Here is a 12,698-nt window from a genome sequence, read left to right as displayed (position 1 = left end):
AAAGGAACAAAAAAGCCCGATATGATTTATCGGGCTGCATGCTTAATTTGTTCCACCAACGGTGATTTCATCAATTTTCAAGGCGGGTTGCCCAACACCGACCGGTACACTTTGGCCATCTTTGCCACAAACACCGATACCAAGATCTAAGTCAGTTTCATCCGCGACCATAGAGACTTTTTGCATCACATCGATACCGCTACCAATCAACGTTGCACCTTTAACCGGTTTGGTGATTTTGCCTTTTTCAATAAGATAAGCTTCAGATGTCGAGAACACAAATTTACCTGAGGTGATATCCACTTGCCCACCACCGAAGTGCGGTGCATAAATACCGCGATCCACAGAAGCGATTAAATCATCAAATTTACTTTGACCAGCCAACATATAGGTATTCGTCATTCGCGGCATTGGCAGATGTGCATAAGATTCACGACGACCATTTCCTGTTGGTTTCACGCCCATTAATCGTGCATTGAGTTTATCTTGCATGTAGCCTTGCAAAATCCCGTCTTTGATTAAAACGTTACATTGGCTTGGCACGCCTTCATCATCAATGGTTAAAGAACCACGTCGGTTTTGTAATGTACCGTCATCCACAATCGTACATAATGGTGACGTCACTAACTCACCAATTTTACCCGTAAATAAGGAACTTTCTTTGCGGTTGAAATCCCCTTCCAAACCGTGTCCTACTGCTTCATGAAGCAACACACCTGGCCAACCAGCCCCTAATACCACAGGCATTAATCCTGCTGGCGCTGCGACTGCACTTAGATTAACAAGGGCTTGACGAACTGCTTCCTTTGCAAAATTAACGGCACGAATGTCCCCATTTACTACTTCAAAGAACCAATCTAAGCCAAAGCGGCCACCTGAACCACAACTACCCCGCTCACGTTTACCATCTTCTTCCACGAGAACCGAAATGGATAAACGCACAAGTGGACGGATATCTGCAGCAAGTGTGCCATCTGTTGCGACCACTAACACTTCTTCATAAATCGAACTTAATGCGGCGGAAACATGTGTAACACGAGGATCTTCAGCTCGTGCGGTTCGATCCACAAGGTGTAATAATTCGATCTTTTTCTCTTTGCTTAAACTTTCCAACGGATTAATCGCTGCATAACGCTGAACCGCATTCACCGCATTAAATGCTTGAGGCGAAATTAAATTGCCTTCTTTAATTTGTGCGATACCTTTTACGGCCTCTGCACATTGTTGTAATGACGCTAAGTTAATTTGATCGGAATACGCAAAGCCTGTTTTCTCGCCAGAAACTGCGCGCACACCAACACCACGATCAATATGGAAGCCACCTTCTTTAATAATACTGTCTTCTAATACCCAGCTTTCATCTTGGCTTAATTGAAAATAAAGATCCGCATAATCAATATGACGATGCGACATCACATCAAAAATATTAAGCAATGATTGATGCGATAAATTGCTTGGTGCAAGTAAGGTATCTGAAACCTGTTTTAACATTTGTTCTCCGAAATTAATCAAATTCTGTTTTCATTCCTCTTACTAAAGAGGACTATTTCTTAAAAATTAGTCTAAATTATCCAATCCAAATTGGTATAACGCATTTTTCTTATAACCATAAAGTTCTGCCACAATCGCTGCGGCTTTTTTTAAAGGTAATTCTTTAGCTATCAAAGTGAGCGCTTTAATTGCTTGTGGTGCAAATTCGTCGCTATCTTCTGATTTTGGTTTACCTTCCACGATTAACACCATCTCACCTTTTGTTCGATTCGGATCTTCACTTAACCATTGACGAAGATCACTTAATTTATCCCCTGCAATGGTTTCCCATGTTTTCGTAATTTCACGGGCAAGTACTACATAGCGTTCGCCACCTAATACATCTTGCATATCGGCAAGGGTATCTAAAATGCGGTGGGTTGATTCATAGAAGATTAAAGTGCGGTCTTCTTCCGCAATATTTTCTAACTTATCTTTACGCGCCTTGGTTTTGGCTGGTAAAAAGCCTTCAAAACAAAAACGGTCTGATGCAATACCCGATGCGCATAATGCCGTAATTGCCGCACAAGCACCGGGTAGTGGCACCACTTTAATGCCTGCCTCACGACATTGACGCACCAAATGAAAACCTGGATCGCTAATTAAAGGGGTTCCCGCATCTGAAATTAATGCAATATTGGTGCCTTGTTTTAACTTTTCGACCAACACATGTGCTTTTTCTTGTTCATTGTGATCATGCAAGGCGAAAAAAGGCTTTTTGATACCATAATGACTGAGCAATAAACCACTGTGGCGCGTGTCTTCCGCGGCAATTAAATCCACTTGTGAAAAGGTCTCTAAAGCACGTTGTGTAATATCTTGTAAATTCCCGATTGGCGTGGCGACAATATATAAAATTCCGGTTAAATCATTCATTTTTGTTTGCTTTTACATTGTGAGATAAGTAAGATCGCCCATTATTGATTTATTCATTATGGAGCGAATATGTCTATTCTATTACAAGGCGGTCGTTTTAAAAAACGTTTAATGCCGATTTTATTGTCTGTTGCGTTAGCAGGTTGTTCTAACTTATTTGGCAGCAGCTTTACCCAAACATTACAACGTGATGCCAATGCAAGTTCTGAATTTTATATGAACAAATTAGGGCAAACACAGGATAAAGAAGATCAACAAACATACAAACTCTTAGCTGCTCGTGTATTAATTTCTGAAAATAAAGTACCTCAAGCGGAAGAGTTATTAACGGAGTTAGTTGACTTAAACGAAGCACAACAATTAGATCGTACGTTAATTGAAGCTCGCATTGCCGCAGCAAAAGGTAATAATGATGTGGCTGAAGGTAAATTACGTGCACTCGATCTGACTAAATTAAGTCCATCACAAAAATCTCGTTATTACGAAACCTTTGCTCAAACAGCTGAAAATCGTAAAGACGTGATTGAAGCGGTGAAAGCGCGTATCAAAATGGATGAAAACTTAACAGACATGCAACGTCGTAAAGATAATGTTGATAAAACGTGGTCGTTACTTCGTTCTGCGAATACTGCTGTTATCAATAATGCCTCTGATGAAGGTAGCGTGGCATTAGGCGGTTGGCTCACCTTGATTAAAGCTTATAACGACAACATCCGTCAGCCAGTACAATTAAGCCAAGCGTTACAAAGTTGGAAATCCGCTTATCCAAACCACGTTGCGGCAACCTTTTTCCCTAAAGAGCTAGAAAGCTTGTTGAATTTCCAACAAACGAATTTAGCTCAAATTGGTTTAGTCTTACCTTTAAGCGGCGATGGCCAAATTTTAGGTACAACTATCCAATCAGGTTTTAACGATGCAAAAGGTGATTCAACAATTCCAGTACAAGTGTTTGACTCATCAACTACCCCGATTAATGACATTATTGCACAGGCAAAAGCATCGGGTATTAAAGCATTAGTGGGTCCATTACTTAAACAAAACGTCGATGCCATCATTGCGAATCCTAGCGCAGTACAAGGCATGGATGTGCTCACATTAAATGCGACAGCAAATACTCAAGCAATTAACCAAGTCTGTTATTACGGTTTATCTCCAGAAGATGAAGCAGAGTCTGCGGCGAACAAAATGTGGAAAGATGGTATTCGCAATCCAATCGTTGCAATGCCGCAAAATGATTTAGGGCAACGTGTTGGTAATGCTTTCAACGTACGTTGGCAACGTTTAGCGGGTACAGATGCGAATATTCGCTACTATAACTTACCGGCTGATATTACCTACTTCTTCCAAGGTGCGCCGCAAGATACAAGTGCACTTTATGTCATCTCTTCACCAGATGAATTGGCTGAGATCAAAGGTTATTTAGATACCAGCAATCCGAATGTCCGTATTTATGCAAGCTCCCGTTCTAACGCGGCAAGCAATACACCAGAATACTATGCGAAAATGAATGGCGTCCAATTTAGTGATATACCATTCTTTAAACAAAGCGATTCTTCACAATATCAAAAAGTGGCCGGCTCAACCGGTGGTGAATTCCAATTAATGCGTTTATATGCAATGGGTTCTGATGCATGGTTACTCATCAATCACTTTAATGAATTACGCCAAGTGCCAGGTTACACCTTAAGTGGTTTAACCGGTCAGCTTAGCGCGGATTCAAACTGTGATGTAGATCGCGATATGACATGGTATCAAGTACAAGATGGTAACGTGGTAGCGGTTGCGAACTAATCCATGTTTTCATTAAAACGTCAACAAGGGGCGGGCTTTGAACATCAAGCCCGCCTTTTCTTAGAGTCTAAAGGTCTCAAATTCATCGCAGCAAATCAACATTTCAAATGCGGTGAATTAGATCTCGTTATGCAAGACGGGCAAACCATTGTGTTTGTTGAAGTACGCCAACGCTCCAACTCAGCATTTGGATCTGCTGTTGAAAGTGTAGATTGGCAAAAGCAACAAAAATGGCTAAATGCCGCAAATTTGTGGCTTGCCAAACGTAACCTAAGCCTCGAAGATGCGGATTGTCGTTTTGATCTTATCGCCTTTGGAAAAACCGCCAGTGATATCCAATGGATTCCTAATTTTCTCGATTAATGGCTTTTTATAATGTTACAAAAAGTAAAAGATATTTATAGCGAAAGTATTCAAATTCAAATTGCTGCGTCTAGCATGCTGTCGGAAAATATTGCTAACGCTACCCAAATGGTGATGCAATGTTTGCTAGGCGGCAATAAAGTGATCGCTTGTGGCGTCTCTCGATCTTATTCCAATGCGCAGTTTCTCGTATCTAACTTGCTTAATCGATATGATTTAGCAAGACCGAGTTTTCCCTCTGTGCTCTTGAGTTTAGAAAGTGCGGTGGGTTCTTCTCTTGTTTTTGAACACTCGCCTGAAGAATTGTATTGTCACCAATTTAATGCTGTTGCCAAACCAGGTGACTTACTTATCGCTTTTGCACCTTTGGGAACAGAGAAAATTGTGCTAAACACTATTTCTCATGCAGTAAATAAAGAAGTTAATGTCATTGCACTCACTGGCTCTAATAACGACGCCATTCAAGGAATTTTAGCTGATAGTGATTTAGAAATATCGATTCCGGCAACCAAAGAAAGTCGAGTCCTAGAAAACCATCTTTTTGTTATCAATGCCCTTTGTGAATTAGTTGACCATACCTTGTTCCCAAGTGCTTGACAGCAAAATAAATCAATTTCAAACTAGTAGTAATTTAATCTCAAAAATCTTTCTATCAGCCAAAAACAGCGTGTCGCTTTGGCACGCGCGCTGATTTTAGAACCTGAAATAATTATTATAGATGATGCACTTGGTAATTTAGATGCCTCGGTGCGCATTCAATTACTAAATTTAACCCTTGATCTGCAGCAACGTTTAGACATCTCTTACATTTATGTAGGCCAAGACCTCGGCGTGATTAAACATATTGCAGACACAGTCATCGTGATGGATAAAGGGAAAATGATAAAGAGCGGTACGCCTAAAACGCTATTTACCGATCCTCAAACAGATGTAACTGGTCGTTTAGTGGAAAGTTATTTTGGCAAAATTTTAGATGAAACTGCTTGGGTAAAAGACAAAAACACTCCCTAAGGAGAGAAAAAATGAACACACGTCCCTTTTATTTCGGACTTATATTTATCGCGATTATCGCTATACTTGCTAACTATTTAGGAAACACTGATTTTTCCCATCATTATCATATCAGTGCTTTAATTATTGCCATTTTGCTGGGAATGGCAATCGGCAATACCATTTATCCGCAATTTTCAACACAAGTGGAAAAAGGCGTGTTATTTGCGAAAGGCACGCTTCTTCGCACTGGCATTGTGCTGTATGGTTTTCGCCTCACTTTTGGCGATATTGCTGATGTCGGATTAAATGCTGTCGTCACTGATGCAATCATGCTAATTTCAACCTTCTTTTTTACCGCACTTTTAGGCATTCGTTATCTAAAAATGGATAAACAATTGGTTTATCTCACTGGGGCAGGTTGCAGCATTTGCGGTGCAGCAGCAGTGATGGCGGCAGAGCCTGTTACCAAAGCAGAATCCCATAAAGTTTCAGTGGCAATTGCCGTAGTGGTCATTTTCGGGACTCTTGCTATTTTTACTTACCCCTTGTTCTACACGTGGTCACAACATTTAATTAACGCCCATCAATTTGGTATTTATGTTGGTTCTAGTGTACACGAAGTGGCTCAAGTTTATGCGATTGGGGAAAATATTGATCCTATCGTGGCGAATACTGCCGTCATTTCCAAAATGATCCGAGTGATGATGCTTGCACCATTTTTATTAATGCTTTCTTGGTTATTAACACGTAGTAATGGAGTATCAGAAAATACGTCACACAAAATTACAATTCCTTGGTTTGCTGTACTTTTTATTGGCGTTGCGATTTTTAATTCTTTTGATTTATTACCAAAAGAACTCGTGAAATTATTAGTTGAAATCGATTCTTTCTTATTAATTTCAGCGATGGCTGCCCTTGGCTTAACTACGCAAGCAAGCGCAATCAAGAAAGCTGGATTAAAACCTCTGATTTTAGGGATACTGATTTATTTATGGCTAGTGGTTGGTGGATTTTTAGTGAACTATGGAATATCAAAATTAAATGAATGGTGTTCAATTTAGTGATATTCCATTTTTTAAAGAAACCAATTCACCACAATATCAAAAACTCGCTAAAACACCTGGCGGTGAATATCAATTAATGCGTTTATATGCAATGGGGGCGGATGCTTGGTTACTCATCAATCAATTTAATGAATTACGCCAAGTACCAGGATATCGCTTAAGTGGTTTAACTGGTATTTTAAGTGCGGGTACAAATTGTAATGTTGAACGAGATATGACTTGGTATCAATATCAAGATGGTGCAATTGTACCAGTAGCAAACTAATGTTTTCTTTAAAACGTCAACAAGGGGCGAGCTTTGAGCATCAAGCTCGCCTTTTTTTAGAATCAAAAGGCTTAAAATTTATTGCGGCTAATCAAAATTTCAAATGTGGTGAACTTGATCTTATTATGAGTGACAAAGGAACCATCGTTTTTGTTGAAGTTCGCCAGCGTTCTAATAATGCCTTTGGCTCGGCAATAGAAAGCGTAGATTGGCAAAAACAACAAAAATGGTTGGATGCTGCAAATTTATGGCTAATGAAACAAAACATGAGTTTAGAAGATGCCGATTGTCGTTTTGATTTAATCGCCTTTGGCAAAACGCCCCAAGATATTCAATGGATTCCTAATTTTCTCGATTAATGGCTTTTTATGATGTTACAAAAAGTAAAAGATATTTATAGCGAAAGTATTCAAATTCAAATTGCTGCGTCTAGCATGCTTTCGGAAAATATTGCTAACGCCACCCAAATGGTGATGCAATGTTTACTGAGTGGTAATAAAATCATTGCTTGTGGGGTCTCCCGCTCTTATGCTAATGCGCAATTCTTAGTATCAAATCTGCTTAATCGCTATGATTTTGAACGCCCTAGCTTGCCTTCTGTACTACTTAGCCTTGAAAGTGCGGTTGGTTCTTCACTGGTTTTTGATCAACCTACCGATCAACTTTATCAACATCAATTTAACGCTATCGCTAAGCCTGGCGATTTATTGCTCGCCTTTGCCCCTTTAGGAACAGAAAAAGCCGTGCTAAATACGATTTCCAATGCAGTTAATAAAGAAATTCAGGTGATTGCTTTAACGGGTTCAAATAACGATGCGATTCAAGGTGTATTGGCTGAAACTGATTTAGAGATCTCCATTCCAGCCAATAAGGAAACACGTATTTTAGAAAACCATTTATTCGTGATTAACGCACTTTGTGAGCTTATTGATAGCACACTTTTCCCAAGAGCTTGACATTAAAGGATTTTCCAACCAAACTATTTCTAAAATTAATTGACTAACTAATTAACTCACTCATTTATAAAAAGGAGATTAATAATGAAATTGACCCCATTTAAAAAATTAGCCTTCGTCCTAGGCGCATCAATTATGTTACAAGGCTGTGTAGCTGCGGTTGTTGGTGGCGCAGCAGCTGGCGCAAAAGTTGCAACAGATCCTCGCACGATGGGTACGCAAGTCGATGATGAAACTTTAGAAGTAAAAGTTGAAAATGCATTAGATAAAGATGCACAAATTAAATCGGAAGGTCGTGTCCATGCCGTTTCTTATAGCGGACGTGTGTTATTGATTGGTCAAGTACCGAGTGAAGGCGTGAAAGAAACCGCAACCAGTCTTGCAAAAGGCGTGGACGGTGTGAATGATGTCTATAATGAATTACGTGTGGGCAATAAAATTAACTTTGGTCAAATTACCAAAGACAGTTGGATTACCACACAAATTAAATCAAAACTCTTCGTTGGCGATAATGTAAAAGCCACAGATGTGAAAGTGATCACCGAAAATGGTGAAGTATTCTTACTCGGAAACGTCACTCAATCACAAGGTGACTCAGCGGCAGAAATTGCAAGTAAAGTTACTGGTGTTCAAAAAGTCGTCAAAGTATTTAAATACTTGAATTAATTAAACTTTTAAACATTGAAGTGCGGTCAAAAATCATCTCGTTTTTGACCGCACTTTTTTCTTTACAAAGATTTACAAAAAAGATCCTGCTTAAAAAAACATCACTTCGAAAAAAAGTTATTTGTTTTAAATGACTTATCTTTTGTCAATAATGTAAGTAAAAAATTTACTGCTTGAATTCAATTTTAAAACACTCTATCTTGTGCACCGTCATTTTCCACAACACTATATCTTGTGTTTTATTAAATTCATTTCTCTAGTAGGTTTATCTCCCATGAACAAAGGATTAATGGTTACAAAGCGCGATGGTACGCTTGAACAAATCAATTTAGACAAAATTCACCGAGTGATTACTTGGGCGGCTGAAGGCTTGGAAAACGTGTCTGTTTCTCAAGTTGAATTGCGTTCTCATATTCAATTTTATGAAGGCATTCGTACCTCTGATATTCACGAAACGATTATTAAAGCAGCGGCAGACCTAATCAGTAAAGATACCCCGGATTATCAATATCTTGCTGCACGTCTTGCGGTTTTCCATTTACGCAAAAAAGCGTATGGCCATTTTGATCCGCCTCGTTTATACGATCATGTGAAAAAATTAGTGCGCATGGGCAAATACGATCCTGCACTTTTAGCCGACTATACTCGTGAAGAATGGGATGAAATGGATGGGTTTATTGATCACTGGCGTGATATGACCTTTTCTTATGCCGCAGTAAAACAATTAGAAGGAAAATATTTAGTTCAAAACCGTGTAACCGGTGAGATTTATGAATCTGCACAATTCCTTTATTTATTAGTTGCAGCGAGCTTGTTCTCAAAATATCCACAAGAAACCCGTTTGGATTATATTCGTCGTTTCTATGATGCGACCTCAACCTTTAAAATTTCCTTACCTACGCCAATTATGGCGGGGGTTCGTACGCCTACTCGTCAATTCAGCTCTTGCGTATTGATTGAATGTGGTGACAGCTTAGACTCTATCAATGCTACCTCTGCAGCAATCGTGAAATACGTTTCACAACGAGCTGGTATCGGAGTAAATGCAGGTGCAATTCGTGCGTTAGGTAGCCCTATTCGTGGTGGTGAAGCATTCCACACTGGCTGTATTCCATTCTATAAACACTTCCAAAGTGCCGTTAAATCTTGTTCACAAGGTGGCGTACGTGGTGGTGCGGCGACAGTTTACTACCCGATTTGGCACTTAGAAGTTGAAAGCTTATTAGTATTGAAAAATAACCGTGGTGTGGAAGATAACCGTGTGCGTCATATGGACTACGGCGTACAGTTAAATAAATTAATGTATCAACGCTTAATCAAAGGCGCGGATATTACTTTATTCAGCCCTTCAGATGTACCTGGACTTTATGAAGCTTTCTTTGCTGATCAAGATAAATTTGAAGAACTTTACGTGAAATACGAACAGGATCCAAATATCCGCAAACGTGCTGTAAAAGCCGTTGAGTTATTCTCTTTATTAATGCAAGAACGTGCATCAACCGGTCGTATTTATATCCAAAACGTGGATCACTGTAATACCCATTCACCATTTGATCCGCTTGTTGCCCCAGTGCGTCAATCTAACTTATGTTTAGAAATTGCATTACCAACTAAACCATTACAACATTTCCATGATGAAAATGGTGAAATTGCCCTTTGTACACTTTCAGCGTTCAACTTGGGTCAGTTAGATGATTTAGACGAGTTAGATAACTTAGCGGATCTTGCAGTACGTGCATTAGATGCATTACTAGATTACCAAGACTACCCTGTTCCAGCGGCAAAACGCTCTTCATTAGGTCGTCGTTCACTTGGTATTGGTGTAATTAACTATGCGTATTATTTAGCGAAAAATGATGTGCGTTATTCTGATGGTTCAGCGAACGATTTAACTCACCGTACATTTGAAGCGATTCAATACTATCTATTGAAAGCCTCCATGAACTTAGCGAAAGAATTAGGTGCATGCGAATACTTCAATGAAACCAATTACGCGAAAGGTATTTTACCAATCGATACGTATAAGAAAGATATCGATAGCTTAACGCAAGAACCATTACATTATGATTGGGAAACGTTACGTCACGAAATCAAAGAGTTTGGTTTACGTAACTCAACCTTAACTGCATTAATGCCGTCAGAAACCTCTTCACAGATTTCTAACGCAACAAATGGTATCGAACCGCCACGTGGTCATGTAAGTATTAAAGCGTCAAAAGATGGTATCTTAAGACAAGTGGTACCGGATTATGAAAACTTAAGCGATAACTACGAGTTGCTTTGGGATATTCCAAGCAATGATGGTTACTTACACTTAGTGGGTATCATGCAAAAATTCGTGGATCAAGCGATCTCTGCAAATACCAACTACGATCCAAAACGTTTTGAAGACGGTAAAGTACCGATGAAAGTGTTGTTAAAAGATCTTTTAACCGCTTACAAATACGGCTTAAAAACCCTTTACTATCAAAACACCCGTGATGGTGCGGAAGACAGTCAAGAAGATTTAGATGATGGCTGTGCAGGCGGTGCTTGTAAGATTTAATTAATTTTGTGATCCTACTATTACTGTAGGATATGTAAATTAATTAGATCTACTACCTCCAGTAATATGTGGGATAGTTTATTCATCCTTAATCAAAAGGAAAAACTATTATGATGAATAATAATCATCAGAAACCACATTGTGAAAATAACACTTATGTTATTAATAAGTACTATATCCGGGGGAATTCTGTCGTAATAAATAGTGCAGAAAAAGGTAGGGTTATAGAAAAACAAGGTATTTTAAAACACCGTATACTCGCCTTAGTTATTACTATAGCTTCTTCTGTGATTAAGTATTTTTTATAGGATAAACAAAAATGGCATACACCACTTTCTCACAAACCAAAAACGACCAATTAAAAGAGCCTATGTTCTTTGGTCAAAACGTTAACGTTGCGCGTTACGATCAACAAAAATATGAGACGTTTGAAAAGCTCATTGAAAAACAACTTTCCTTCTTCTGGCGTCCGGAAGAAGTGGATGTGTCGCAAGACCGTATCGACTATGCCGCGTTACCTGAGCATGAAAAGCACATTTTCATCAGTAACTTAAAATATCAAACCCTATTAGATTCTATTCAAGGCCGTAGCCCGAACGTCGCATTATTACCGTTAGTGTCTATTCCTGAATTAGAAACTTGGATCGAGACTTGGACCTTCTCAGAAACCATCCACTCTCGTTCTTACACACACATCATTCGTAACATTGTGAACGATCCCTCTATCGTGTTTGATGACATCGTGACGAACGAAGAAATCATCAAACGTGCACGTGACATTTCTTCTTATTACGATGATTTAATCCGTGATAGCCAACTTTACAGCTTGTATGGTGAAGGTACTTACACGGTAGATGGTAAAGAATGTGTGGTGACATTACGCAACTTGAAAAAACAACTTTACCTTTGCTTGATGAGTGTAAACGCACTTGAAGCGATTCGTTTCTATGTATCCTTCGCTTGTTCGTTTGCCTTTGCAGAGCGTCAATTAATGGAAGGTAATGCGAAAATTATTAAATTTATCGCTCGTGATGAAGCCTTACACTTAACCGGTACGCAACACATTTTAAACATTATGGCTGCCGGTCAAGATGATCCTGAAATGGCTGAAATTGCAGAAGAATGTAAACAAGAAGCCTACGATTTATTCTTAGCGGCAGCGGAACAAGAAAAAGAATGGGCGGATTACTTGTTCAAAGATGGGTCAATGATTGGTTTGAACAAAGACATTTTGGTGCAATACGTGGAATATATCACGAATATCCGTATGCAAGCGGTCGGTCTTCCATTGCCATTTGGTGCGCGTTCTAACCCAATTCCATGGATTAACGCATGGCTTGTTTCTGACAACGTACAAGTGGCGCCACAAGAAGTGGAGGTAAGTTCTTATCTTGTTGGTCAAATTGACTCTAAAGTCGATACTAATGATTTCGGTGATTTCGATCTCTAATTAATCATTCTACGCAAAGAGCGGTCAGTATTTTCAGCGTTTAAAACTTCTGAAAAATTGACCGCTCTTTTTATTTGTATGAATATCAAGTCATGATGATAAACGCGTTGATTAAAAAAATAGCACAATTTTGCTTTCCTGCATTTATCACTAACACTTTCCCAATAAAACAGATAACTTCATTAAAAAAGGCTTAACA

12 protein-coding genes and 2 pseudogenes are annotated in these 12,698 nt (G+C 39.1%); 12 read left to right on the top strand and 2 right to left on the bottom strand.

The genetic code is table 11. The annotated features are described in order from the left end of the window. Positions 1-42 precede the first annotated feature (42 nt). Both tldD and rsmI read right to left on the bottom strand, forming a co-directional pair. The gene (tldD, locus tag O3746_RS07585; protein WP_197559337.1) at positions 43-1,491 is read right to left on the bottom strand and encodes a metalloprotease TldD; all 1,449 of its coding nucleotides are present in this window, start codon (positions 1,489-1,491) and stop codon (positions 43-45) included. Between the two features lie 66 nt (positions 1,492-1,557). Further along, positions 1,558-2,406 carry a 16S rRNA (cytidine(1402)-2'-O)-methyltransferase gene (rsmI, locus tag O3746_RS07580; protein ID WP_178163923.1) on the bottom strand — a complete coding sequence of 283 codons (849 nt, stop codon included), beginning with the start codon at positions 2,404-2,406 and terminating at the stop codon, positions 1,558-1,560. Between the two features lie 69 nt (positions 2,407-2,475). On the opposite strand from rsmI, the gene O3746_RS07575 reads away from it, so the two are divergent. The 12 genes and pseudogenes from O3746_RS07575 to nrdB all read left to right on the top strand — a co-directional run bounded on the left by O3746_RS07575 (position 2,476) and on the right by nrdB (position 12,499). Next, on the top strand, positions 2,476-4,197 hold the full coding sequence (locus tag O3746_RS07575) for a penicillin-binding protein activator (RefSeq protein WP_049373370.1): 1,722 nt from the start codon (positions 2,476-2,478) through the stop codon (positions 4,195-4,197). Positions 4,198-4,200: 3 nt separating this feature from the next. Beyond that, positions 4,201-4,560 carry a YraN family protein gene (locus O3746_RS07570; protein ID WP_178410461.1) on the top strand — a complete coding sequence of 120 codons (360 nt, stop codon included), beginning with the start codon at positions 4,201-4,203 and terminating at the stop codon, positions 4,558-4,560. 12 nt (positions 4,561-4,572) lie between these two features. After that, positions 4,573-5,157 (top strand): SIS domain-containing protein, encoded by a 585-nt coding sequence (locus O3746_RS07565; RefSeq protein ID WP_178410462.1) that lies wholly within the window; start codon positions 4,573-4,575, stop codon positions 5,155-5,157. Between the two features lie 36 nt (positions 5,158-5,193). After that, a pseudogene (locus O3746_RS07560) lies at positions 5,194-5,571 on the top strand (ATP-binding cassette domain-containing protein); the annotation flags it as partial. A gap of 11 nt (positions 5,572-5,582) precedes the next feature. Beyond that, on the top strand, positions 5,583-6,614 hold the full coding sequence (locus O3746_RS07555) for a YeiH family protein (protein ID WP_049385178.1): 1,032 nt from the start codon (positions 5,583-5,585) through the stop codon (positions 6,612-6,614). Then, a pseudogene (locus tag O3746_RS07550) lies at positions 6,595-6,882 on the top strand (penicillin-binding protein activator); the annotation flags it as partial. The gene O3746_RS07555 and the pseudogene O3746_RS07550, both read left to right, overlap by 20 nt. Beyond that, positions 6,882-7,241, top strand: a complete 360-nt coding sequence (locus O3746_RS07545; RefSeq protein ID WP_118856428.1) for a YraN family protein — start codon at positions 6,882-6,884, stop codon at positions 7,239-7,241. The pseudogene O3746_RS07550 and the gene O3746_RS07545, both read left to right, overlap by 1 nt. 12 nt (positions 7,242-7,253) lie before the next feature. After that, complete coding sequence (locus O3746_RS07540; protein ID WP_197546356.1) at positions 7,254-7,838, top strand: SIS domain-containing protein; 585 nt, start codon at positions 7,254-7,256, stop codon at positions 7,836-7,838. An 84-nt stretch (positions 7,839-7,922) separates the two neighbouring features. After that, positions 7,923-8,504, top strand: a complete 582-nt coding sequence (gene dolP / locus O3746_RS07535) for a division/outer membrane stress-associated lipid-binding lipoprotein (RefSeq protein ID WP_178410017.1) — start codon at positions 7,923-7,925, stop codon at positions 8,502-8,504. 274 nt (positions 8,505-8,778) lie between these two features. Continuing rightward, complete coding sequence (gene nrdA, locus O3746_RS07530) at positions 8,779-11,049, top strand: class 1a ribonucleoside-diphosphate reductase subunit alpha (RefSeq protein WP_197559336.1); 2,271 nt, start codon at positions 8,779-8,781, stop codon at positions 11,047-11,049. Positions 11,050-11,159: 110 nt separating this feature from the next. Beyond that, a complete protein-coding gene (locus O3746_RS07525) occupies positions 11,160-11,357 on the top strand; it encodes a hypothetical protein (RefSeq protein ID WP_070590844.1) in 198 nt (65 codons plus the stop codon). 11 nt (positions 11,358-11,368) lie between these two features. Further along, on the top strand, positions 11,369-12,499 hold the full coding sequence (gene nrdB, locus O3746_RS07520) for a class Ia ribonucleoside-diphosphate reductase subunit beta (protein WP_014065539.1): 1,131 nt from the start codon (positions 11,369-11,371) through the stop codon (positions 12,497-12,499). Positions 12,500-12,698: the final 199 nt, after the last annotated feature.

Source organism: Haemophilus sp. 27098_8_127, assembly GCF_041433495.1.
GTDB lineage: Bacteria > Pseudomonadota > Gammaproteobacteria > Enterobacterales > Pasteurellaceae > Haemophilus_D.
The sequence above is the reverse complement of the archived record's forward strand: the minus strand, read 5'-3'. Positions and strand labels throughout refer to the sequence as shown.